General features: G+C 64.2%; 16 protein-coding genes. 5 read left to right on the plus strand and 11 right to left on the minus strand.

Going from position 1 to position 25,033, the window contains the following annotated elements; genetic code table 11:
• Positions 1–103 precede the first annotated feature (103 nt).
• Positions 104–1,675 carry an aldehyde dehydrogenase (NADP(+)) gene (locus tag G5C33_RS10770; protein WP_165327213.1) on the minus strand — a complete coding sequence of 524 codons (1,572 nt, stop codon included), beginning with the start codon at positions 1,673–1,675 and terminating at the stop codon, positions 104–106.
• Positions 1,676–1,691: 16 nt separating this feature from the next.
• Positions 1,692–4,100 carry a glycoside hydrolase family 3 protein gene (locus G5C33_RS10775; RefSeq protein WP_165327214.1) on the minus strand — a complete coding sequence of 803 codons (2,409 nt, stop codon included), beginning with the start codon at positions 4,098–4,100 and terminating at the stop codon, positions 1,692–1,694.
• Between the two features lie 118 nt (positions 4,101–4,218).
• On the opposite strand from G5C33_RS10775, the gene G5C33_RS10780 reads away from it, so the two are divergent.
• Positions 4,219–5,316 (plus strand): LacI family DNA-binding transcriptional regulator, encoded by a 1,098-nt coding sequence (locus G5C33_RS10780; protein ID WP_165327215.1) that lies wholly within the window; start codon positions 4,219–4,221, stop codon positions 5,314–5,316.
• A 9-nt stretch (positions 5,317–5,325) separates the two neighbouring features.
• Here the strand turns inward: G5C33_RS10780 and G5C33_RS10785 are convergent, their stop codons facing one another.
• The 5 genes from G5C33_RS10785 to G5C33_RS10805 all read right to left on the minus strand — a co-directional run bounded on the left by G5C33_RS10785 (position 5,326) and on the right by G5C33_RS10805 (position 10,392).
• The gene (locus tag G5C33_RS10785) at positions 5,326–6,156 is read right to left on the minus strand and encodes an aldose 1-epimerase (protein WP_165327216.1); all 831 of its coding nucleotides are present in this window, start codon (positions 6,154–6,156) and stop codon (positions 5,326–5,328) included.
• Positions 6,153–7,529 carry a sugar porter family MFS transporter gene (locus tag G5C33_RS10790; protein WP_266095900.1) on the minus strand — a complete coding sequence of 459 codons (1,377 nt, stop codon included), beginning with the start codon at positions 7,527–7,529 and terminating at the stop codon, positions 6,153–6,155. Before G5C33_RS10790 ends, G5C33_RS10785 begins: the two co-directional genes overlap by 4 nt.
• A gap of 75 nt (positions 7,530–7,604) precedes the next feature.
• Positions 7,605–8,489, minus strand: coding sequence for an SMP-30/gluconolactonase/LRE family protein (locus tag G5C33_RS10795; protein WP_323126166.1), 885 nt, complete (start codon positions 8,487–8,489; stop codon positions 7,605–7,607).
• Complete coding sequence (locus G5C33_RS10800; RefSeq protein ID WP_407698045.1) at positions 8,465–9,250, minus strand: SDR family NAD(P)-dependent oxidoreductase; 786 nt, start codon at positions 9,248–9,250, stop codon at positions 8,465–8,467. Before G5C33_RS10800 ends, G5C33_RS10795 begins: the two co-directional genes overlap by 25 nt.
• A 17-nt stretch (positions 9,251–9,267) precedes the next feature.
• Positions 9,268–10,392 carry a fumarylacetoacetate hydrolase family protein gene (locus tag G5C33_RS10805; protein ID WP_165327219.1) on the minus strand — a complete coding sequence of 375 codons (1,125 nt, stop codon included), beginning with the start codon at positions 10,390–10,392 and terminating at the stop codon, positions 9,268–9,270.
• Positions 10,393–10,499: 107 nt separating this feature from the next.
• On the opposite strand from G5C33_RS10805, the gene G5C33_RS10810 reads away from it, so the two are divergent.
• Genes G5C33_RS10810 through G5C33_RS10820 form a run of 3 tightly spaced genes read left to right on the plus strand, consistent with a single transcriptional unit; the run spans position 10,500 to position 17,272 of the window.
• Positions 10,500–12,740 (plus strand): WD40/YVTN/BNR-like repeat-containing protein, encoded by a 2,241-nt coding sequence (locus G5C33_RS10810; protein ID WP_228275032.1) that lies wholly within the window; start codon positions 10,500–10,502, stop codon positions 12,738–12,740.
• A gap of 37 nt (positions 12,741–12,777) precedes the next feature.
• Positions 12,778–14,376 carry a DUF5597 domain-containing protein gene (locus G5C33_RS10815; protein WP_165327220.1) on the plus strand — a complete coding sequence of 533 codons (1,599 nt, stop codon included), beginning with the start codon at positions 12,778–12,780 and terminating at the stop codon, positions 14,374–14,376.
• Positions 14,377–14,404: 28 nt separating this feature from the next.
• The gene (locus G5C33_RS10820; protein WP_165327221.1) at positions 14,405–17,272 is read left to right on the plus strand and encodes a glycoside hydrolase family 31 protein; all 2,868 of its coding nucleotides are present in this window, start codon (positions 14,405–14,407) and stop codon (positions 17,270–17,272) included.
• A 78-nt stretch (positions 17,273–17,350) separates the two neighbouring features.
• On the opposite strand, the gene G5C33_RS10825 is transcribed toward G5C33_RS10820, so the two are convergent.
• From G5C33_RS10825 to G5C33_RS10840, 4 genes are read right to left on the minus strand one after another with little or no spacing between them, the layout of a single operon-like run.
• Positions 17,351–18,976, minus strand: a complete 1,626-nt coding sequence (locus G5C33_RS10825) for a DUF5597 domain-containing protein (protein ID WP_323126167.1) — start codon at positions 18,974–18,976, stop codon at positions 17,351–17,353.
• Positions 18,977–19,014: 38 nt separating this feature from the next.
• A complete protein-coding gene (locus tag G5C33_RS10830; RefSeq protein ID WP_165327222.1) occupies positions 19,015–20,640 on the minus strand; it encodes an alpha-L-fucosidase in 1,626 nt (541 codons plus the stop codon).
• Positions 20,640–22,433, minus strand: a complete 1,794-nt coding sequence (locus tag G5C33_RS10835) for an IlvD/Edd family dehydratase (protein ID WP_165327223.1) — start codon at positions 22,431–22,433, stop codon at positions 20,640–20,642. The genes G5C33_RS10830 and G5C33_RS10835 overlap by 1 nt, the downstream gene beginning before the upstream one ends.
• Before the next feature lie 12 nt (positions 22,434–22,445).
• Positions 22,446–23,591 carry an aldose epimerase family protein gene (locus tag G5C33_RS10840; RefSeq protein WP_165327224.1) on the minus strand — a complete coding sequence of 382 codons (1,146 nt, stop codon included), beginning with the start codon at positions 23,589–23,591 and terminating at the stop codon, positions 22,446–22,448.
• Between the two features lie 118 nt (positions 23,592–23,709).
• Here G5C33_RS10840 and G5C33_RS10845 point away from each other — a divergent pair, with 118 nt between their 5' ends.
• Positions 23,710–25,023 (plus strand): sugar MFS transporter, encoded by a 1,314-nt coding sequence (locus tag G5C33_RS10845; RefSeq protein ID WP_165327225.1) that lies wholly within the window; start codon positions 23,710–23,712, stop codon positions 25,021–25,023.
• Positions 25,024–25,033: the final 10 nt, after the last annotated feature.

The following is a 25,033-nucleotide window of genomic DNA, read 5'->3' on the forward strand; positions in this document are numbered from 1 at the left end:
GTTTTGGTAGCGCTTTGCTGCAGTGCAATGCCGTAACAGTACGGAGGGGGTTGATTGCCGGGCACGCGAGGCGACTCCGGCAATCAACCCCATTTGGCCGGGATCAGTTTTCGGGCGAGCCGTCGATCGTGCGCGGCAGGTCAAAGGGGTTGGCCGATCGCACCGCCTTGGGCAGCAGCCCGTCGGGCAGATCCTGATAGCAGACCGGACGCAGGAAGCGCTCGATGGCCGCCGTGCCGACGGATGTCGTGCGCGGATCCGACGTCGCGGGGAAAGGCCCGCCATGCACCATCGCCGTCGACACTTCGACTCCGGTCGGCCAGCCATTGGCCAGAATGCGACCGGCCTTGCGTTCGAGCACCGGAAGAAGCGGCTCCGCGGCTTCGACATCGGCATCATCGAGCTGGATCGTCGCGGTGAGCTGACCTTCCAGCCGCTCGAGCAACGCGATGACTTCGTCCATGTCCTTCGCGGCGATCAGGATCGAGGCGGCGCCGAACACTTCCTGGCTGATTTCGGGATCGCCAAGGAAAGTCTGCGCATCGGTGCGGAACAGCGCGGCACGGCCCAGCGTGCAGCCAGTGCCTTCGGCGCCCTTGGCGAGCAGCGTCACGCCGTTCTTGCCTTCGAGCGCGTCGACACCCTGATCATAGGCACCCTGGATGGCAGCGGTCAGCATGACCTGCGGCTGCGCGGCCTCCACCGCTTCGGCCGCAGTCCTGGCGAAGGCGTCCAGATCGTCGCCGGCGATGCCGATCACGATGCCGGGATTTGTGCAGAACTGACCCGCGCCGAGCGTCATCGATCCGGCATAACCCTTGGCCAGCGCTTCGCCGCGTGCGGCAAGCGCTGCCGGCATCAGCACGACGGGGTTGATGCTCGACATTTCGGCATAGACCGGGATCGGTTCGGGCCGGGCCTGTGCCAGTGCGACAAGCGCGAGGCCGCCCGCGCGCGAACCGGTGAAGCCGACCGCCTTGATCCTCGGATCAGTGACGAGCGCGGCGCCGAGTTCGTTGGCCGGGCCCTGGACGAGCGAGAACACGCCTTCGGGCAGGCCCTTCGCGGCAACCGCCTTCTGGATCGCGCGCGCGACCAGTTCGGTGGTGCCGGGATGGGCAGGATGCCCCTTGACGACCACCGGGCATCCGGCGGCGAGCGCCGAAGCGGTGTCGCCGCCGGCAACCGAGAAGGCGAGCGGGAAGTTCGACGCGCCGAATACCGCGACCGGGCCGACCGCGATCCGGCGCTGGCGCAGGTCGGGACGGGGAAGCGGCTGGCGATCGGGCAGCGGCGTGTCGAACGTCACGTTCATCCAGTCGCCGCGACGCAGATGCGCCGCGAACATGCGCAGCTGACCGCAGGTGCGGCCGCGCTCGCCGGTCAGCCGTGCCTGGGGCAGGCCGCTTTCGGCCATCGCGCGTTCGACCAGCTCGTCGCCAAGCGCCTCGATCTGGCTCGCGACTTCCTCAAGGAAGGCGGCGCGATCCTCGGGGCTGGTTTCGCGGAACGTGTCGAACGCCTTGGCCGCGAGGGCGCATGCCTCGGCAACGTCCTCGGTGGTGGAGACCGAAAAACGCGGTTCGATCGTTTCGCCGGTCGTCGGGTTATGGGCTTCGAAGCCCTGGTCGCGCGAAACCATGCGCGCGCCGATGGGGAAGCTTCCGTCGATCATCAAAATCTCCGTAAATTCAGTTGGGGCAGACGGTGCCCGCAGGATCGGTCGCGAGCCGCACGTCGGAAATTGCCATTGCAAAGGGGGCGTCGGCCGAAAGCGCGAACGGCGACGTTACGCTTTCCACATCCGCGCCTGCATCGCGCAGGCACTTCAGCGGAATGCGCAGCATGTGCCATCCGTCCGATCCGTCGAGCACGTCGGCAATGTTCACCGATGCCGCGCCGAGTTTCATTTCAACCGCGCCGCTGGGCGGCGTGACCAGGCGATAGGTGACCTGGATATTCATGTCGGCATTGGTTTCGCGCACCAGTGCCAGTTCGGGTCCGTCGATGCTGACCGATCCCGCACCGTTCCAGGTGAGGCGCATTGCCCCTTCCTGAGCGGTTTCGCTGTCGACTGCGCTGCGCGTGACTGCGTCAGCGAGCGAAAGCGTGAACGGTTCCGGCACGCGACCGCGGGTGAAGAACAGGCTGGTGTTCGCCAGGCTGGCGTCGATGCCGGATACTTCGCTGAGTTGCGGAACATCGCCGCCCTTGGCGTAGGTCAGGCCATAGCCGAACGCGAACAGCGGGTCATAATCGTCCTGGCCCTGATTGAGGACGAACTGGCCCGCGGTCTTCGGCCAGCTGAAAGACAGCGTGCCCGAGAAATCGTGATCACCACCGATCAAAAGATCGGCGATGCCGGCGCCTTCCGAACCCGGGAACCAGGCCGCGACAAAGGCATTCGATGCATTCATTTCCGGGTTCACCCACATCGGACGCCCCGAGAGGAAGACCGATACGGTGGGAATGCCCTGTTCGCGCAGCCGCTTGAGCAGCGCCAGCGCCTGTTTGTCGCCCGGCTGGAATTCCAGCGTGCGCACGTCGCCGCGCATTTCGGCATAGGGAAGCTCGCCGAACACGACGATGGCGACATCGGGCTTTTGACTGAAGCTGCCGTCGGTCGAAAGCGTGGCGGTGCCGCCTCCGGCCTGCGCCGCCTGCGCGATCCCGGCGTAGATGGATGTCGCGCCGGGGAAGTCGGCATTGGTGTTGCCGTCGCCCTGCCACGAAAGCGTCCAGCCGCCCGACTGGCGCCCGATATCGTCGGCGGCTTCGCCGGCGACCAGGATATTGGCGCTCGCCTTGATCGGCAGCACGCCGTCATTCTTGAGCAGCACCAGGCTCTTGCGCACGGCTTCGCGGGCAATGGCGCGATGCTCGGCCGAACCGATCACTGCCGTGCGGCTTTCAAACGGGCGGGCGGTGTCGAACAGGCCCATCTTGAACTTGACGCGCAGGATGCGGCGCACGGCGTCGTCGATCCGCTCCATCGGGATCGTGCCGTCCTTCGCCGCCGCCAGAGTCGAGTCATACAGACCCTTCCAGCTGTCCGGCGCCATCGCCATGTCGAGCCCGGCAAGGAAGGTCTGCGGACAATCGGTGTTTATGCAGCCCGGAATCTGGCCGTGACCGTTCCAGTCGCCGACGATGAAGCCGTCAAAGCCCATGCGGCCCTTGAGCACATCGGTCAGCAGTTCGCGGTTGCCGTGCATCTTCACCCCGTTCCAGGTGTTGAAGCTGGCCATCACGGTCATCGTTCCGGCATTGATCGCATTGGGATAGCCGGCGTTGTGGACGCGGATCAGCGTTTCCTCGTCAACCTGGGTATCACCCTGGTCGATACCGTCGGTAGTGCCGCCGTCACCAAGGAAATGCTTGACGCTCGCCGCCACATGCCCGCCCTGAATGCCCCAGGAATCGGGCGTACCCTGCAGTCCTTCGACCATCGGCGCGGCGTAGGACGCCACGACGTCCGGGTCTTCCGAATAGCCTTCATAGGCCCGGCCCCAGCGCTCGTCCTGCGGCACGGCGAGAGTCGGGCCGAACGCCCAGTCCATGCCTGCGGCTGCGGTTTCCTCGGCCGTCGCCTGGCCGATCCTGCGCATCAATTCGGGGTCGCGCATCGCGCCCAGGCCAACATTGTGCGGGAAGATGGTGGCGCCCACCACATTGCTGTTGCCGTGAACGGCGTCGACGCCGAACATCAGCGGAATGCGAACATGCCCTTCGCGTTCTTCCATCGCGACGGCATTAAATGCGCGCGACGTTTCGATCCACGGTTGGGCAGGGGAGCGATCGGGATGGCCGAGCGGCGGCGAACTGCCGCCCGCAAGGATCGAGCCCAGGGGGTATTCGCGCAGGTCTTCGGGCGTGATCGAGCCGATATCGGCCTGGATCATCTGGCCGATTTTTTCCTCGAGCGACATGCGCGCCATCAGCGCGTCGATTTTCGCTTCCGTTGCGTCATCGATCAGCCCGACGCTCTTCGCCTCGGGCCAGTTCTGCGGATTTACGGTCTTGCCATCCTGCTGCGCGGTGCAGGCAGCCACGCTCACGGCCATTGCCGCCGCTGCCATCAGAAAGCCGAATCGGCCCATCGCACTCCTCCCTATCTGCTTTGGGCGCGGAACATAGGGATGCAAAGCTGATAACGCTACCACAATATGTCGCGCGATATGCTTCCGTTTCCGCTTCAGCTGGTGCTAGGGAGAATGGATGTCAGGGGGAACACGCAAACCAAGGGCCGGGACGTCGCGGCAGACCGGCGCGCCGACCATCGCCGACGTCGCCAAGCTGGCCGGCGTCTCGCTGATGACGGTATCACGCGTCATCAACGCCGAGGCCAATGTCCGCGACGCGACGCGCGAGGCGGTGCAGGCCGCGATCGTGAAGCTCAACTATGCGCCCAATCGCGCGGCCCGGCGGCTCGCCGGCGCGGTGCAGCTGCGCATCGGTCTCTTCTACAGCAACCCTTCGGAGGCCTATCTGAGCGCCTTTCTGCTCGGCAGTCTCGACCAGGCGAGCCGTTCGGACATCCAGCTTGTCGTTCAGCACGCCGATCCCCATCACAATGCCAGCGAAGTCGCGCGGCGTTTCATCGAAAGCGGCGTCGACGGAATCATCCTGCCGCCGCCGCTGTGCGATTCGCGCGAGGTCCTCGACCTGCTCGCTGCCGCCGGCGTTCCGACCATCGCCGTCGCAACGGGCAGCCAGCCCGACCATGTCGCTTCGGTCTCGATCGACGATCGCGGAGCAGCGCGGGAGATGACCGAACATCTGCTCAGACTGGGGCATGAGCGTATCGGCTTCATCATCGGTGATCCCAATCTGGCCGCCAGCGGCGAACGCCTCGAAGGATATCGCGAAGCGTTGCGCGCGCGCGATATTGTTCCAGACGACGCCCTGATCGCTCAGGGCTATTTCACCTATCGTTCGGGCCTCGACGCGGCCGAGCAATTGCTCGAAATCGGCGATCCGCCGTCGGCGATCTTTGCCAGCAACGACGATATGGCGGCGGCGACGGTCGCCGTCGCGCATCGGCGCGGCATGGATGTGCCGGGGGACCTGACCGTGGTCGGGTTCGACGATTCGGCGCTGGCGACCACGATCTGGCCTGAACTGACCACGATTCATCAGCCCATCGCGGAAATGAGCCGTGCAGCGATGCAATTGCTGATCACAATGCTCCAGAGTCGCCGTAACGGCGGCACGGCGCCGCCCCAACATCAGGTGCTCGATTATACCCTGGTGCGGCGCCAGTCCGATGCCGCGCCGCGACGCCGTCCGCGACCCTCGGTCCGCAAGGTCGATTGATCCGGCGGTTCAGGCCGATGTGATCCGCATCCCGGCCTGCATCGTCTTCCCCGGTGCCAGCACGGCCGCTTCATCATGGTTCACGGCGTCGGGCATCGCCGTGACCGGTTCCGCGCAGAAGAATGCTTCGCCGGGCGGCAGAAAAATGTGCAGGGCAGGGGTGCCGCTGCCCGCCAGCCGGATATCGCCATCATCCCGAGTCACGATTGCCGAACCGTTCCAATCGGCATAGCAGTGGTCGATCAGCTGCGGCTGTTCGAGCGGCAGCGCCGCCGACCAGTCGCCGAAATGATCGGCAGGCGCCGTCTTGGTCGGCAGCATCTGATCATCGGCCAGCCAGACATGCCCCGCTTCGAATTGCAGCGCTGTTGCGCCGTCGCGACTGAAATAGGGATGAAATCCCAGGCTGACCGGCATCGCGCCGCGATCATCGTTGCGGATTTCCAGCCACGCATTCAGCCCCTCGGCGTCGAGTTCCAGACGCTGCACCGCCGTAAAGCTCCAGGGCCAGTGCCGGTCGGCGGGACGTTCGCGCTGCATCGTGACGCTCTTCGCGTCGCTTTCGACGATATCCCAGCGTTCGCGCCATCCCGTTCCGTGAAGCGGATGCGTCTGGCCCGGATGGTTGCGCGGAAGGTGGTGCAGCCGTCCTTCCCACTCGAGTGTCCCGAAGGCGATGCGATTGGCATAGGGGACGAGCGGAAAGCAGGCATGGTCGAACGGGTCGCTTGCCCCTTGCGGGGTCAGGCGCAGGATATCGCGTCCGTTCCGCCGTAACGAAAGGATCGCCGCGCCTTCCGGCGCGACGACCATTTCCCAGGGCCCGCAGGCGAGCTTCACCCTTCCATTTCCTCCAGTTCGCGGCCGCGCGTCTCATTGACCATCGCGCGAACGAAGAAGAAGGAAACCGCCGCTGCCAGGGCGTAGAAGACGTAGGTGATTGCAAGTCCCGGCCAGGCCGCCAGTGTCGGGAAGCTGACCGAGATCGCGGCATTCGCCATCCACTGGGCGAAACCGGCTACGGCGAGCGCCGAACCGCGGATCTGGTTCGGGAACATCTCGCCGAGCATCACCCACATCACCGGGCCCCAGCTGAGGTTGAAGAAGATGACGTAGAGATTGGCGGCGGCCAGCGCGATCACGCCCGAATTGCCGGGCAGGGTGAGGCCGCCGGCGCCGTCCGAGACAGCCGTCGAGAATGCCCAGGCGACGGTTGCCAGCGTCACTGTCATGCCCGCCGAGCCGATGAGCAGCAGCGGCCTGCGTCCGATCCGGTCGATCAGCGCGATTGCGCCAAGGCAGGCGCCGATCGAAAGAACGCCCGACAGGATATTGACCTGCAACGCATTGTCTTCGGTGAAGCCCACCGCTTCCCAGAGCGTCGCGCCGTAGTAGAAGACGACATTGATGCCGACGAGCTGCTGGAACACGGCAAGACCAATGCCGACCCAGACGATCGGGCGCAGCTTGCCGGTGCCGCTGACAAACAGGTCCGAAAGCTTGGGCTTGTGATGATCGGAGGCTAGCGAGGCGCGGATGTCACGCACGGTACGCGCGGCATGCGCGGCACCGAACAGGCGCGTAAGAACGCTTTCGGCCTGATCGTCCTTGTCTTTCATCGTCAGATAGCGCGGGCTTTCCGGGATGGTCAGCAGCGCGAGAAGATAGAGCGCGGCGGGGATGACCTGCAGGCCGAACATCCAGCGCCAGGCGGGTATGTCGAACCACAGGGGATCGGTCGAACCGCCGGCGAGCCGGGCCAGGAAGAAATTGGCGACGAACGCACCGGTGAGACCAGAGATGATCATCACCTGCTGCACGCTCGAAAGGCTGCCGCGCATCTTCGCGGGGGCGACTTCGGAGATGTAGACGGGCGAAGTGACGCTTGCTGCGCCGACGCCGAGACCGCCGATGATGCGGGCGAGGATGAAGATTTCCGACGAACCGGCAGCCGAAGCCATCGCGGCCGAGACGATGAAGAGAAACGCCGACACCATCATCGTCGCGCGACGCCCGATCAGGTCGGAGAGGCGGCCGGCGCCGAACGCGCCGATCGACGAGCCGACCAGGATCGCACCGACATTGATGCCAATGCCCAGCCTGCCGAGATCAAACGCGGCTTCGAGACCCTTTTGGGTGCCGTTGATCACGCCCGAATCATAGCCGAACATGAAGCCGCCGATCGTCGCCACCGCGACGATACGAAGGGTCAAAGCCCTGTTGAATTCGCTAACCACCTGACTTGCCTCTCCCATTCGGTGGCGTTGCCGGGCAACGCACCTCTTTTTTTAGCTGTTTGCTGGTACCAGCGGCGCTGCCGCAACGGCCACCGGAAATGTGAAAACGTCCCCGGCCAGCGACTGGGCCTCGAGCGCGGCGGCGTCGAGCCCCTGCCGCGCGGTTGTGGCATAGGCGGTGCGCCCATCGGGGCCGCCAAGTGCTACCTTGGTGACATTGGCGACGGGAAACCGGACTTCATCCGTCATCGTGCCGTCGGGCGCATAGCGCCGCGCGGCCCAGCCGCCGTAAAAGCCGATCCAGACGCCGCCTTCGCTGTCGCAGATCGCGCCGTCGGGATGGCCCTCGTCGCCGCTGAAGGCCAGGAACGGATCGCCGGGACCAAGCGTCCCATCGCCTGCGATCGCATGGCGCGTGATCGTCCGCGCGAGCGTGTCGACATGGAAAAGATGGCTGCAATCGGGTGCCACGGCGGGGCCGTTGGTGATGATCGTCGCATCGAGCACGGTTTTTCGCACAGCGCCGTGATCGAGCAGATAGACGCAGCCATTGGGCCGCGTCTCTTCATTGTCCATCGTGCCGAAGAAGATGCTTCCCCGTGCGTCGACCGCGGCATCGTTGAGCCGGTTGTCGGGCAAGTCGGCATCGATCGTCGCGATGCGCGTGAAGCTGCCGGTGTCGGGCGCGAAGCGATGCGGACCCGATTGCAGCCCGACGATCATGTCGCCGCGATGCGAGGGCAGGACCCACCCGACCATTTCGGGAGCGTCCCAGCGATCGGTTGTGCCGCTCTCCGGGCGGTGGCGATAGAGGTGCAGCCGCTTGATATCGACGAACCACAGCGCGTCGCCGATCCACACCGGACCTTCGCCCAGCTCGGCGCCGACCGAAAGGAGATGGCTCGCCTCCATCAGCGCCAGCCCGCGTCGACCCAATATTCGTGCCCGGTGCACATGCGTGCATCGTCCGACGCGAGGAACAGTGCCAGCGCAGCGACGTCGGCGGGCTGGATACGGCCATCGAGGCATTGCGCGTCGACGATCTTCTGGCCTTCCTCGGGGGTATACCAGCGTTCCTGCCGCGGAGTCTGGACATTGCCCGGCACGATCGCGTTCACGCGAACGCCGTCGCGCCCGACTTCGCGCGCCAGCCCGCGCGTCATGCCCTCGATCGCCGCTTTCGCGGTCTGATAAAGGACCAGATCGGGCAGGCCGAGATGCCAGCTGATCGAGCCCAGATTGAGGATCACGCCGCTACCGGCGTCGCGCATCGCGGGAAGCACGGCCTGCGCGGCGAAGAACTGGTGGCGCAGGTTCACGTTCATCCGTTCTTCCCAATATTCGGGAGTGACGTCGGGAACGCTGTGACGATCGTCGCTGGCGGCATTGTTCACCAGCACGTCGACTCCGCCCATCGCTTCCATCACCTCGAGCAGCGTGCGCGAAACACCGCCGAGATCGGTCAGGTCGCAATGGCGATAGAGCGGCGTGTGCTTCGCGCCCTGGCCAAGCGTTTCGGCGAGCCGGTCGCCATCCGCGTCGCGAATGTCAAGAAACGATACGCGCGCACCCTGGTCGACGAAAGCCTCGACCATCCCGGCGCCGATGCCCGATGCGCCGCCCGTCACGATCACGCGTTTGCTCTCGAGGCTCGGATAGCGGGCGCGCTCTCCGGCGCGGATGGAGCGATGCAGCACTTTTGTCTCCAGGTTCGTCATGATGCGATCAGGCCGCGCGCGGCGAGATTGCGGAACAGATCGGCGATGCCGAAACGCCATGCAGGCGCGTCGCGCGATGTCGTCACCGGGTTGACGAGCGTACCGAGCCGCTCGCTCGCAATGGTGACGGTGTCTCCGATCTTGTGCGTGAAGCCCCGGTCGGGCTCGTCGCGGTCCTGCGTCGGGGCGAACAGCGTGCCGCAGAACAGGACGAAACCGTCGGGATAATGATGTTCGCTGCACGCCTGGCGCAACAGCTCGGCCGGATCGCGGCTAATCTCGCGCATGTTGCTTGCGCCTTCGAGCACGAAGCCGTCGGTCCCTTCGATCGTCAGCGCGACATCGGCGGCACGGACATCGTCGAGCGAATAGCCATCGTCGAACAGGCGGATCATCGGACCCATCGAGCAGGAGGCGTTGTTGTCCTTCGCCTTGCTCAGCAGCAGTGCCGAACGCCCTTCGAAATCGCGCAGATTGACGTCGTTGCCGAGGCACGCGCCGACCGCTTCGCCAGCGGAATCGGCAATCAGCACGATTTCCGGTTCGGGGTTGTTCCAGGTCGAATCCGAACGGATGCCGATCGATGCCCCCCAGCCGACGGTCGAGAGTACCGGCGACTTGGTGAAGATTTCCGCGTCCGGGCCGATCGCGACTTCCATATATTGCGACCACATGCCGTCGGCGATCAGCGCCTCCTTCAGCTGCGCGGCCTGCGGAGAGCCGGGGACGACACTGCGCAGATTGCCGCCAAGCGCGGATTCCAGCCGCTTGCGCACCTCGGCCGCGCGGGCATGGTCGCCGCGAGCCTGTTCCTCGATGACGCGCTCGATCGCGGACACGGCAAAGGTGACGCCTGCGGCCTTGATCACATGAAGATCGACCGGGCTGAGCAGCGCATCATCGGCAATGGCCGCCGGATCACCGATATCGACGCCGCCGTCGAAGGCGCGGTCGGCGATCAGCATCGACACGGTCGGACGAACCGAGCTCATGTCATAGGCGCGCCCCCCGCGCAGCATGATGGGCGAGGGGCCGGCATCAGTTGCGATACGCCCGACGAAACAACCCTGCCGCCAATCGGCGGGCAAATGTTCGAGCCACGAATGGCCGCGTGCAGTCATGTGGTTCCTCTCCGTTGTGTTAGCGGTATCGTTTATGCCATATGCTGCGTCAAGGGCACTCGTCGGAACCGTGCTCGGCGTAGAAAAACCGGAGAGGGGCAACAGCGATGGGAAGATGGCGCGCGCGATTCCTGATGTGCCTTGGCTTCCTTGCGAACGTTGGCGCTAACGCGTGGTTATGCGAAGCCCGTGCGCAGGAGGCGCCGGCATATCGCTGGCAGAATGTCACGGTCGGCGGCGGCGGCTTCGCGCCCGGGATCGTCTTCAGTCCGGCGGAAGCCGGTCTCGCTTATCTGCGCACCGATATGGGCGGCGCCTATCGCTGGGATTCGGCCAGGTCGCGCTGGATTCCGCTGCAGGATGGCGAAACCGAATCGAGCTATATGGGGATCGAAAGCATCGCGCCCGATCCGGTCGATCCCGACATCGTCTATCTCGCTGCGGGTATGGGCAGCTGGGGGCCGGCGGCGATTTTCCGGTCCGGGGATCGCGGCGCGCATTGGCGCAAGACGCCGGTGCCGTTCCCGATGGGCGGCAACGAAGGCGGGCGCGGACTGGGCGAGCGGCTTGCGGTCGATCCGCATCACAATCATCGGCTGTTCTTCGGGTCGCGCCATGACGGCCTGTGGCGGAGCACGGATTCAGGCGCGCACTGGCGCACGGTGGACAGCTTTCCGTTGCCGGGACTCGATACTCCCGAAAGCCCTCGGCAGACGCATGGAGGCTTGTCTTTCGTGATCTTCGATCCTGCACATGCAGGGCGCGTCTATGTCGGCAGTGCCGATCCGGGCGCGCGGCATCTGTTTCGCTCCGACGATGGCGGGGAAAGCTGGCGCGCGGTGGCAGGCGGACCGGAGGCGACGCTCTTGCCCGTCAAGGCAGCGGTCGGCAGCGACGGCGTGCTGACCATCACCTATTCGGACGATATCGGCCCCAACGGCATAACGCGCGGTGCGGTGTGGCGCCACGACCCGGCTAGCGGCGCGTGGCGGGACATCACGCCGGAAGCCGGGCCGGACGCTCCGGTGGGCGGCTATATGGGCGTCGCGGTTTCCGCCGAAGACCCTGAGGCGATCGCCGTCAGCACTATCGGTCGGTTCCAGCCCGGCGACACAGTGTGGCGTTCGCACGACGCGGGCGAAAGCTGGATCGAACTGCGCAAGATCAGCGAACGCGATGTCTCCGCTACGCCGTTTCTGTTCTTCGATCACGAAAGGGTCGCTTTCGGCCACTGGATTTCCGGGCTGGCGATCGATCCGTTCGACTCTGAACACGCCGCCTATGTCACTGGCGCAACGCTCTATGCAACGCAGCAATTCGGGACCCGCCGGGACATGGTGTGGAAGCCCTGGACCAGGGGAATCGAGCAGACGGCGATCATCACGTTCGTCAGCCCCACCGGCGGCGCGCATCTGGTTTCGGGCTTTGGCGATCTCGGCGGCTTCCGCCACGACGACCTGACGGTGTCGCCGCCGCATGTGCATCGCAACCCAATGCTCACCAACACCAATTCGCTCGATTATGCGGGTCTGGCGCCACAAGTGATGGTCCGCAGCGGCAATACCCATCAGCCGACCGTGCCCGACAGCTCGCTTGCCTGGTCGAACGACGGCGGAGAAAGCTGGACGCCGCTTTATACGCCCGACCTAGCCAGCATGTCGCCAGACGCGCCCGAGCGCACCGGCAATGCGGCGATCACGGTGTCGGCCGACGGTTCGACCTTCCTGGTGGAAACTCGCGATCCGCTGGTTACGGAGGATCGCGGGGAGAGCTGGGCGCCGGTCCTCGGCTTGCCCTTCGGCAGCCGTGTCACGGCCGACAAGGTCGATCCGCAGCGTTTCTACGCAATCGATTTCGAAGCGAACAAGCTGCTGCGGAGCGACGACAGCGGCGCGCACTTCCGCCCTGCCGGAAGCACGGGATTGCCCGACGATCTTTCCGGTGCGCGGACGCACGGCCGCGAGGCGGCCAACCCGCTGGTTGCGGTTCCCGGATCAGCGGGGCACCTCTGGCTGCTGATCGGCGACACGCTCTATCGGTCGGCGGATTACGGGGAAAGCTGGGAACGGGCGGGCAACGGCATCGCGATCAAGCGCTATGGCCTCGGCAAGGCCGCCGAAAACAGCGACTGGCCGGCCATCTATGCGATTGCGACGCTTTCCGGCGTTACCGGAATCTACCGATCGATCAATGGTGGCTCAAGCTGGGGCCGCATCAATGACGATGCCCATCAATGGGGTCTTCGGTTCCGGGTCATCACGGGCGATCCGCGCATTTTCGGCCGAGTCTATCTCGGCACGGACGGGCGCGGCATCTTCTATGGCGACCCGGCCGAGCGAGAGGAGTAAGGATATGGTTCGGCGCTTGTGCCGCGGATTGGCACTGATGGGATTGGCGCTCGCGGCGAGCGCACAGGCACAGGATCGGGTGGCGACAGAGCTGCCCCGGCTCGAACGCCATGACGGCAAATATGCCTTCATTGTTGACGGCGCGCCTTTCACAATGCTTGCGGCCCAGGCCAACAATTCGAGCAACTATCCCGCCATGCTCGATCAGGTCTGGCCGTTGCTCGATCGCATCCACGCCAACACGCTGGAAATGCCGATCGCCTGGCAGCAGGTCGAGCCGGTCGAAGGGGAGTTCGATTTCTCCTTCCTCGACACGCTGCTCGAACAGGCGCGCGCGCATGACAAGCGGCTGGTGCTGCTGTGGTTCGGCAGCTGGAAGAATACCAGCTACGCCTACACGCCCGACTGGGTGAAGCTCGACAGCGAGCGCTTTCCGCGGATGCAGCTGCCCGACGGCAGCGATCACGGCGTCCTGAGTGCACACGGCACGGAGACGCTGGCCGCCGATCGTCGTGCGTTCGTGCGGCTGATGGCGCATCTGCGCGACCATGATCCGCAGAACACCGTCATTCTGGTGCAGGTGCAGAATGAGAGCGGCAGCTATCGCAACCCCCGCGATTACAGCGATACCGGTGACCGACTGTTCGCGCAGCAAATCCCCGACGCACTTGCGGCGGCGACCGGCAAATCGGGCAGCTGGAGCGAGGCATTCGGTGAGCAGGCGGGCCGGGCGTTCAACACCTGGTATGTCGCTTCGTACATCAATGCGATCGCCAAGGCGGGGAAGGCGGTGAAGCCGCTTCCCATGTACGTCAATGCATCGCTGGCCGGGCCGTCCAACGTTCCCGATCCGATGGGCGTCGCCAGCGGCGGGCCGCAGCAGGACGTGCTCGATATCTGGAAGGCGGCGGCGCCCGCGATCGACTTCGCCGCGCCCGATATCTATGACCGGTCGAGCGAGAATGTGGCTTCCTATCTCGATCAATATGCCCGGCCCGACAATCCGCTGATGGTGCCGGAAATCGGCAACTCACGGCTGTTCGCGCGCTTCTTCTACGAAGCGCTCGGGCATGGCGCGATTGGCTTTGCGCCGTTCGGCATCGATAAGACCGGCTATTTCAACTATCCGCTCGGCGCGAAGGAACTCGACGAAACGACGCTCGATGCCTTCGCGCTCCCCTACGCGGCGGTGGGTTCGATGATGCGCGACTGGGCGCGGATCGCGGCTACGCGGCCCACCTGGGGCGCTGCAAAGCCCGATGACGGAGCGGAAGTTTCAACGCGCATGGGCAACTGGACCATCACCGGCAATTGGGGCGAGTGGCAGTTCGGTTTCAAGGAATGGACCTGGCTCGAATCCGATCCGCCCGAATGGGCTGACAAGCCGGTCGGCGGGCTGGCCGTCGCGCAGCTTTCGGAAAACGAATTCCTGCTGATCGGCGATCATGTTCGCGTCGATTTCCACGCCGCGCCGGGCACTGCGCCGAACGGCATGATCCTGCGCGTCGAGGAAGGCGGTTTCGAGGACGGCCAATGGGTCGTCAAACGCATCTGGAACGGCGACCAGACTGACTACGGGATCAATCTGGTCGATCGTCCGCAGGTTCTCAAAGTGACTATGGGCCGGTATCGCTAGGCTGCAGGAGAGGGTAGAGAGAATGCATATGAAGAAGAAACTGATCGTCGCCGCGCTGTTTTCTGGTAGCGCTATCTCCAGTCCGGCTTTCGCGCAGGGCTATCAGACCATCCCGGACGGCGTTGCCGTGACGCCGGACGCGACTTCGGCTTCGCGTGTCGAAGTGACGTTGCACGGCGACGGTATCTTCCACGTCGTTGCCGCGCCGAGTCAGGTCGATACCGGCGAAATGGCGCCCAGCCTGATGGCGCCGCAACCCCCGGCCGCGGGCCAGTATCAGGTGAGCGCGACCGACGGCCATGTCCGCATCACCGCCGCGCGCGCCACCGCCGAAATCGATACCGCGACGGGACAGGTCCGCTTCCTCGATCCCAACGGCAGCGAATTGCTCGCCGAATCGGGCTCGCCGACGTTCACGCGCACCAGCGCCGACGGAAAGCCGTTCGTCCGGGTCTCGCAGCAATTCAATCGCGGTACGTCCGAAGGCGTGTTCGGCCTTGGGCAGCATCAGCAGTCCGCGATGGACATGATGGGCGAGGATGTCGAACTCGCGCAGCACAACATGGATATCGGCGTCCCGTTCCTGGTTTCCACGCGCGGCTACGGCCTGTTGTGGGACAATGAATCGATCACGCGCTTCGGCAATCCACAGCCTTATCAGCCGGTCGGCGAGGGAATGAAGGTCACGTCGAACGGCAAGCCGGGCTTCACCGCGCAATATTTCCTGAACGACGATCTGGTGGTGACGCGGCAGGAAGCGACGATCGACTATCAGTATATCCGCGATCAGGACAACTGGCCGCAGGCGGCGACCGCCGCGACCGAAGCTGCGTCGAGCGGGCAGAACACGGCAGGCAATGCGGTGCAGAAGCAGACCGTCGTCTGGACCGGCACGCTCCACCCCGAAACCACCGGCACGCACAAGTTCCAGCTTTACGGCTCGAGCTATTTCAAGGTTTTCGTCAACGGCGAGGAAATGCTCGATCGCTGGCGGCAGAACTGGAACCCCTGGTACGCCAATTTCGAAGTGCCGATGACCGCGGGCGAACCGGCCGACATCCGCATCGAGTGGGAGCCGAACGCAGGCTATATGGCGCTGCTACACAGCGATCCGCTGCCGATGGAGGATCGCAACTCGATCTGGTTCACCAGCGACGTCGCGCAGGGCAAGGATTACTGGTTCATTCCCGGAGGCAGCATCGACGGCGCGATCGCGGGCTATCGCGAACTGACCGGCAAGGCGGAAATGCTCCCCAAATGGGCCTATGGCTTCTGGCAGTCGCGCCAGCGCTATGACACGGCCGAGGAACTGACCGATGTCGTCGATACCTATCGGCAGCTGCAGATTCCGATCGACAATATCGTCCTCGACTGGCGCTATTGGCGTGACGATGAATGGGGCAGCCACAATTTCGACCCCAGTCGCTTCCCCGATCCCAGTGCGATGGTGCAGGCCGCGCATGACCAGAACACCAATGTGATGATCTCGGTCTGGCCGAAATTCTATCCGACCACTGACAATTATGCCGAGCTCGAAGCGGCGGGCGCGGTCTACAAGGGCAATATCGAGCAGGGGAACAAGGATTGGGTCGGCCCGGGCTATCTCAGCACCTTCTACGATCCCTATTCGGCCAAAGGGCGCGAGATTTTCTGGCGCCAGATCGAAGAGCAGATCGCCGTGCACGGCTTCGACGCCTGGTGGGCCGATGCCAGCGAGCCCGACATGCATTCGAACCTTTCGATCGAGGAACGGATCGACACAATGGGTCCGACCGCGATCGGACCGGCGGCGCAATATTTCAACAGCTTCCCGCTGATGAACGCCGAGGCCTTTTATGATGGCTGGACCGCGTACAAGCCCGATGTCCGTCCGTTCCTGCTGACCCGGTCGGGTTTCGGCGGACTTCAGCGTTATGCTTCGGCCATCTGGTCGGGCGACGTCGCGGCGCGCTGGTATGATCTGCGCGCGCAGATTTCGGCGGGCGTCAATGCGTCGATGTCGGGCATCCCCAACTGGACGCACGATATCGGCGGCTTCTCCGTCGAAAATCGCTACAACAGCGAAAACCCCACTGCGGCTGATCTGGCCGAGTGGCGCGAGCTCAATGTGCGCTGGTTCCAGTTCGGCGCATTCACGCCGCTGTTCCGCAGCCACGGCGAGTTTCCGTATCGCGAAATCTACGAGCTGGGCGCCGCAGGGTCGCCCACGCGCGATGCGATGGTGTGGTATGACGAGCTTCGCTATCGCCTGATGCCCTATATCTACACGGTCGCCGCCGACACCTATATGAAGGATGGCAGCATCATGCGGGCGCTGGCGGCCGACTTCCCCGAAGACGGCGAGGCTCGCGATCTCGACGACCAATATATGTTCGGCAAGGCATTCATGGTCGCCCCGGTCACCGAATATCGAGCGCGCTCGCGCGACGTCTATTTCCCGGGAACCGGGCTCTGGTATGATTTCTACAGCGGCGCGCTGCATCGCGGCGGCAATACCGACACGGTCGACGCACCGTATGAACGCATGCCGCTCTTCGTCCGCGCCGGCAGCATCGTGCCGATGGGACCGGTGACGCAATATGTCGACGAAAAGCCGGACGCCCCGCTGACGATCACGGTCTATACCGGTGCGGACGGCAGTTTCTCGCTTTACGAGGATGATGGCCGCAGCATGGGCTACAAGCGGGGCGCGTGGAGCCGCATTCCGATCGCCTATGACGATGCCAGCGGCAACGTCACGCTGGGCGCGCGCGAAGGCGAGGGCTGGGATGGCATGCAGACGCGCCGCACTGTCCGCATCCGCTGGGTCAGCGAAGGCAAGCCGGTAACCGACGACAACGGCTATGACGCCGAAGTCACCTATGGCGGCGAGCCGATTGTAGTGGCACGGCCGTAACGGCGGATCCCTTCGCGAAACGCAAAAGGGGCGGAGCGCCTGGTCGGCGCTCCGCCCCTTTCTTTTGCCGTTCGCTGCTCAGCGTTTCGGATAAGTGGCCAGCTTCACCCGCAGCATTTGCGGCGCCGAAGTGAAGTTCAGTCCCCAATCGACCTGATCGCCGTTCCATACGCGCTCGAACACCCAGTTGCCGTCTTCGTCGTAATGGCCCTGTTCGACGCGATCGAAGATCAGGTTTTCGTCCTCGGAATCGGCCATCGAAAATTCGACGCGCGCGAAATAGCCGGCGACGAGATATTCGTCGGGGCCGAGCCGTGCGATCGCAACGCCACCCTTGGGCCGGTCATTGCCCTTGGCTTCGGTCGGCCCCCAGTCGCCGGTACCGAAGCTGGCGGTGGCGACATGGCTGCCGAGCTGCATAACCTGCTTGTGTTCGTCGGCGGGGTCGTTGGGTTCGGAGGCGCCCCAGACTTTTCCTTCGAACGCCAGCCGCGCCCAGAGCCGGTCGATCGGTCGGAAAAGCTCATAGTTGGCGGAAAAGTCGCGGATCGCCTCGAAGTTGAGCTTGGGCGTGATCGGGCGGCTCGGCAGGAAGCGCAGATGATCCACGCCGAAGGGCGACCAACCGATCGCGCCGCGCCCCATCGCTTCGAAGAAGAAGCGCGCATAGTCCGGCGTATGGCCCGTTTCGGGGATCATCAGCGGATTGTCCGCCCGGTCATAGGCATCGAGAAAACCGAGATATTTCCTGTGGTCGGTCGTGTAGATATCCGGCGCGACCAGATCGAGATGCGGCGCCGCGGCCTTGTAGACATCGACCACGGTATTGGCCGGGCCGCCGCTGGCATAGCTGTTGGGATCCTGCCATTCGAAAGGGCTGCCGGTCAGTGCGGCATTGGCGTACATGGGCAGCGGCTTTACCGCCTTGCCCGCTTCGGCCACCTGATCGATGTAGCGCGCGACGTACCAGCTGTGGAAATAGAGCTCGGCGTCGCGACCATATAGCTCGGTCCATGTTCCCGGCTGCTTGCCCGTTTGCCGCACCAGCGCATCGGGTACCGGTCCTGCAAACAGCGCATTCGCTTCGGACGAATGGTCGCGGGCCAGGCCATAGGTGCCCGGCTCGTTCTGCACCTGCACCATGATGACTGTGTTCTGCCGGTCATGGTCGCGCAAATATTCCATCAGCTTGACGAAGGCGCGCTTGTCTGCCGCAAGTGTTTCCTCGCCGAAGGGAGAGAGCGCGTAGTGAAAATCGCCGTCGGCGCGGCGCATGCGGGGAAAGCGATCATTGTCGAGCTTGACCCAGCGCGGCGCATATTGCGGGTTGGTGTTTTTCCACGTCGCGAACCAGAGCAGCACCAGCCGCACGTCATGTTCGCGCGCCTGCGCGATCAGCGTGTCGAGGAAGGAGAAGTCGAACGCACCCTCGACCGGCTCGATCTGCTCCCACGCTACCGGCACTTCGACGGTGTTGAGGTTGAGCTCCTCCATCACCGGCCAGACATGCGGCAGCGCGGCGGGATAGTTGCTCGAATTGTTCACCTGAGCCGCAAGCATCAGATAGGGTTCGCCGTCGACGATCAGCGCGTGGCGCCCGTCCTGCGACACGATATGCGGCACTTGCTGTGCCGCGGCGGGCGCCGTGGCGAGCAATCCCGCGCTCAGCAGCGCGGCGAAGCGCGCCATCCATCCGGTCTTCAAAATCCATCCCCTTCTTCTTTCGGGAGCGGGGAGGGCGTTCAGGCGACCCCGGCTCCTTCGATCTTCACCACCGGTACGAAACCAGTTGCTGGTTTGAGCGTGAGTGTGAGTGAATCGCCCCGCTGCGAATATGCGACGGGCCCTGCGCCCAGCTGCGTCGCGCGCGCCACGCGCCCGTCCCAGCGATTGCGGCCAAGCGCCGCGATCGAAATTGGTCGGGACGGCGCCCCGAGGAACAGCACGTAGAGCGCGCCGTCCTTCGTGGTGAAACGCACATCGCGCTCGTCGAACCCCTCGAACCCGGCTTCGTTCTGCATGCCCGCAGTGAGCTGCGTCGGACCTTCGCCATAGATGTGGAAAGGCCGCGACCCGAAGATCGCTTCATCGTTTACCGCCATCCACGCCGCCAGTTCGTCGAGGATCTTCTCTTCCTCGCTGTCGATGCTGCCATCGCCGCGCTGGGGGATGGAGAGCAGCAGATTGCCGTTCTTCGACACGACATCCGCCAGCCGCTGCACCACGTCTCGCGCGCTCTTGTAGCTGCGGTCGGTGTAGCGGGCGCGGTTGTAGAACCAGTCACCGATGCAGGTGTCGGTCTGCCACGGCTCGTCCGACAGATGGTCCGAAAAGCCGCGCTCGACATCCTGTACGACGCCGAAGCGCATGTGCGGCTGCAGCTGCTTGGCAGTCAACACAACGTCGATTTCGCCATGCCATGCGATCGAGCGGTTGTAATAGTCCGCCGCCGCCTCGAGCCCGTAGCGATCGAAGGGCAGGCCGTAATTATCGAAATAGCAGAAATCGGGCTTGTAGCGCGCGACCAGATCCTGCTGGCGCAGCAGCCATTGCCGCGCGAATCCGGTGTCGCCCGGCGGAATGGTTTCGATCCACTGGCCGTCATGCGCGTCGTGCCACGCGTTCATCGCATCGATGCTGTCGATGCCGTCGGGCGCCACCATGTGGCGGCCGGTGTAGAGTTGCTGGGGATCGAGCCCTTCCCAGAAGGTGCCCGCGCCATCGGCTTTGCTTAGGCGGTACGCATCATAGCGCTCGCCCTTGTGCGGCCCGACGGGGTCATAGCCATAGGCGGGCTGGAACCAGTGCCATGCATGCGAGATATGGTTCGAGACGCCGAAGCGCAGCCCGGAGGCACGCGCCGCGCGCTCCCATTCGCCAACAACGTCGCGCTTCGGCCCGATGCGGGTGGCGTTCCAGCCGTGATGAGCGCTTTCGAAACAGTCGAAATTGTCGTGGTGGCAGGCGAGCGAGACAAAGTACTTGGCGCCGGCCTTCACGAAGCGTCGCATCAGTGCTTCGGGCTCCCATGCATCGGCAGTCCAGCGCGGGAAAATATCCTTCATTCCCACTTCGGTCGGATGGCCATAGGTCTGCCGATGAAAGTCAGCCATCGGATGGCCCTGCATGTACAGGAACCGCCCGTACCAGTCGCCCTGCTCGGGCACCGATTGCGGCCCCCAATGCGACCAGATCCCGAACTTGGCGTCGCGAAACCAGTCGGGATAGCGGTAATTGTACACCAGCGACGGCCAGTTGGGCTGCACCGGACCACCCACGCCGCCTCCCCTGCCGCGCGCGGCGATCAGCGCAGGGGCGGCGGCGGCGGCGCCGAGTACCGCGCGGCGGGAAGGGGGCGGACCAGCCATCAGTGATTGTCGCGCGGCAGGCCCTTGGTCTGGGCGATGCGCTGATATTTCTCGGCACCTTCAAGGATCGCGCCGCTGTCCATCTGGCCGACCATCGAGCGCTGGATCTCCTGCCAGGGCGTTTGCGAGGCGGGATATTGATACCCGCCCGCGGCAAGCAGCGCCTCGCGGCGTTCGGCAAGCTCCGCTTCGGAAATCAGCACGTCGAGCTTACCCTTTTTCAGGTCCATGCGCACCCGATCGCCATCCTTGAGCAGCGCCAGGCCGCCATTGGCCGCCGCCTCGGGCGAGGCGTTGAGGATCGACGGGCTGCCGCTCGTCCCCGACTGCCGGCCATCGCCGATGCAGGGCAGGGCGCTGACCCCTTCGGTGATGAGGTAGGACGGCGGCCGCATGTTCACGACTTCGGCCGCGCCGGGATAGCCGATCGGCCCCGCACCGCGCATGAACAGCAGTGTATCGGGCGTGATGCCGACAGAGGGATCGTCGATGCGGTGATGGTAATCCTCCGGTCCGTCGAAAACGATCGCCTTGCCTTCGAATGCTTCGGGATCATCGGGGTTGGACAGATAGCGCTGCCGGAACTCATCGCTGATGACGCTGGTCTTCATGATCGCGGCGTCGAAGAGATTGCCCGACAGGACCAGGAATCCGGCTTCCTCGACCAGCGGCTGATCGAAACGGCGGATGACCTTCTCGTCCTCGATCTCGACGCCGCGGCAATTGTCGCCCATCGTCTTGCCGTTGACGGTCATCGCACCTTCGCGGATCAACCCCTGCTCGATCAGTTGCGATACGACGGCGGGAACGCCGCCGGCGCGATAATAGTCCTCGCCGAGATACTCGCCCGCAGGCTGGAGGTTGACCAGCAGCGGCACGTGATGCCCTTCGGTTTCCCAGTCCTTGAGCGGCAAGTCGACACCGACATGGCGAGCGATTGCGGCAAGGTGGATCGGCGCATTGGTCGATCCGCCAATCGCCGAATTGACCACGATCGCGTTGTGGAACGCATCGAGCGTCATGATGTCGGAGGGCTTCAGATCCTCATGCACCATGTCGACGATCCGCTTGCCGGTGCGCCACGCGACTTCCTGCCGGTCGCGATAGGGCGCCGGGATCGCAGCCGATCCGGGCAGCATCATGCCGAGCGCTTCGGCAAGGCTGTTCATCGTCGTCGCCGTGCCCATCGTGTTGCAGTAGCCGGTCGAGGGTGCCGAGCTGGCGACAAGCTTGATGAAGCCTTCGTCGTCGATCTTGCCCGCCGCCAGAAGCTGGCGCGCATGCCAGACGATTGTGCCGGAGCCTGTGCGCTCGCCCTTGAACCAGCCGTTGAGCATCGGGCCGACCGACAGCGCGATCGCGGGAATGTTCACCGTCGCGGCCGCCATCAGCAGCGCGGGGGTCGTCTTGTCGCAGCCGGTAGTCAGAACCACGCCGTCGAGCGGATAGCCGTAAATCGCCTCGACCAGCCCCAGATAGGCCAGGTTTCGATCAAGCGCGGCAGTCGGCCGCTTGCCGGTTTCCTGAATCGGATGGACGGGAAATTCGAGCGCGATGCCGCCCGCTTCGCGAATACCCTCGCGGATGCGCTCGGCAAGGACGAGGTGATGGCGATTGCACGGCGAAAGGTCGCTGCCGGTCTGGGCGATGCCGATGATCGGCTTGCCCGAACGCAGTTCCTCGAGGCTCAGCCCGAAGTTCAGATAGCGTTCGAGATAGAGCGCGGTCATGTCGACATTGGCGGGGTTGTCGAACCATGCGCGGCTGCGCAGCTTCTTGTCGGGGGTCGTCATTGGAATCTCCGATCAGCGTGCCACGGACACGCGGTAGATCATGCGGTGGTGATAAGTTTCGCCCGGATCGACACGCGCCGTGCCAAAGGAGGGCTGGTTGGGCGTGTCGGGGAAAAGCTGGGGTTCGAGCGCGATGCCGTCGCCCATGCGATAGAGGTGGCCGTTCTTCCCGATCAGCGTGCCGTCGAGGAAATTGCCCGAATAGAATTGCAGGCCCGGTTCGGTACTGAGCACTTCGAGCACGCGGCCGCTGGCCGGGTCTTCCAGCCGGGCGACCAGTTCGGGCGCGTCGGTCCGGCCCTTGTCGAGCACGAAATTATGATCATAGCCGCGGCCCAGAACGATCTGTTCGTCGCTGCCGTCGCGGATGCCATCGGCAAGGACGCGGCCTTCGCGGAAATCGAACACGCTGCCTTCAACCGGGCGTAATTCGCCGGTCGGAATCAGCGCTTCGTCGACGGGGGTATAGCGGCTCGCCGGAATGGTGAGGCGATGCTTCAGCGTTCCGATGTCCGAGCCTTCGCCGCCCAGATCGAACAGCGCGTGGTTCGTCATGTTGATGACGGTCGGCGCGTCGGTCGTCGCATCGAAATCGATGGTCAGTTCGCCCTGATCGTCAAGGGCATAAGTGACGCGCGCCTGGACCGTGCCGGGATAGCCCTGATCGCCGTCGGGGCTGGTGAGCGACAGGACGACACGGGCAACGGGCCCCTGTTCGACCTTCTCGATTTTCCACACCCGGATGTCCCAGCCTTCGGTGCCACCGTGCAGCGACGCGGTGCCGTTGTTGAGCGTCAGCTGAAAGACTGCATCGTCGAGCGTGAAACGTCCGCCGCCAATCCGATTGGCGTAGCGACCGATCGTCTGGCCCCAATAATTGGGGTGGGAGAGATAGGATTGCGGATCGTCATAGCCGAGCGTGATGTCGGCGATGTCGCCGTTGCGGTCCGGTGCCTCGAACGCCTGCAGCGTCGCACCGAGCGTGATGATTCGCACCGAAACGCCATTGTCGCCGCGCAGCGTGACCGACTCGATGGTAGTGCCGTTGTCGAGCGTGCCGAACGTGCCGCGCTCGGCGCTGGCGGCACTTGCGCCCGTCGCCCAGCCGGTAGCGCTCAGCATTGCCAGCGCCAGCATTCCTGAATTGCCTGCCTTCATCGCTCTCTCCTGCGCTTGTTCGCTTTTTTTGGTTGACCGTTGGTTTGATCTCTCTACCGCGTTGGACAGCGACCGCACAAGACGGTAGCGCTATCATAAATTTCACAGGAGAGATTCGATGGCAGGTGGGGCAACACCGGTTGGTAGCAAGACTGGCGGCGGAGGTGGCGCGTCCTACCTTCCTGCGCTCACGCTTCTCGCAAGCCTCTTCTTCATGTGGGGCTTCATCACCGTCATCAACAACACGCTGCTGCCGCATCTGCGCAGCGTATTCGATCTGAGCTATACCCAGACGACGCTGATCGAGAGCGTGTGGTTCATCGCCTATTTCTTCGCGTCGATTCCCTCGGCCAAGCTGATCGAGCGAGTCGGGTACAAGAGTTCGCTGGTCATCGGCCTGGGCATCATGGCCGCCGGTTCGCTCGGCATGACCCTGGCGGCGAGCATTCCCTCCTACGGCGTCACGCTGTTCATGCTGTTCGTCATCGCCAGCGGCATCACGCTGCTGCAGGTGGCGGCCAACCCCTATGTGGCAGTGATCGGAACGCCCGAAACCGCGTCGTCGCGGCTCAATCTGGTGCAGGCGATGAATTCGGCGGGCACGATGCTCGCGCCGCTGTTCGGCGCCTATCTTATCCTTGGCCAGTCGAAGGGCGGGACGTCCGCCGTCGGTACGGTGCTGACCGAGGCCGAACGGCTTGCCGATGCGCGGTCTGTTATCCTGCCGTACATCCTGGTCGCGGCGGTGCTGATCGTCCTTGCGATCATCATCGCGCGCTTTCCGCTTCCCGCAATGAATTCGACTGCCAACCGTGTCGCCAAGGAAGAGCGCAAGAAGCACTCGCTCTGGAAGCACCGCAATCTGGTGTTCGGCATCCCGGCGATCTTCATCTACCTGATCGCGGAAATCGGCGTCGCCAACCTGTTCGTCAATTTCGTCAGCCAGCCCGACATTGCCGATCTGACGCATGAGCAGGCGGGGCGCTATCTCACTTTCCTGTGGGGCGGAATGATGGTCGGCCGGTTCGCCGGCTCGGCGATCATGCAGAGGATTCCCGCCGAAACCGTTTTGGCCGCATTTTCGGTCGGCGCCTTTGTCGTGATGCTGGTAACCGTCTTCACCACCGGGCCGGTTGCCATGTGGTCGCTGATCCTGGTGGGGCTGTTCCATTCGATCATGTTCCCGACGATCTTCACGCTCGGCATTCGCGGTCTCGGTCCGCTTACCGAGGAAGGGTCGGGGCTGCTGATCATGGCGATCGCAGGCGGTGCGCTTGTGGTGGTGCAGGGCTGGATTGCCGATATGTACGGCCTTCAGCTGTCGTTCCTGCTGACGGCGGTCTGCGAGCTTTACATCCTGTTCTACGCGCTTTGGGGTGCGAAGGTGACGCAGCCGCTGCCCGATCCCGAGGCGGTTTCCGAACAGGCGTAACGGCGGTCGG

Origin of the sequence: Sphingosinithalassobacter tenebrarum, from assembly GCF_011057975.1 — a bacterium.
Classification (GTDB): domain Bacteria; phylum Pseudomonadota; class Alphaproteobacteria; order Sphingomonadales; family Sphingomonadaceae; genus Sphingomonas; species Sphingomonas tenebrarum.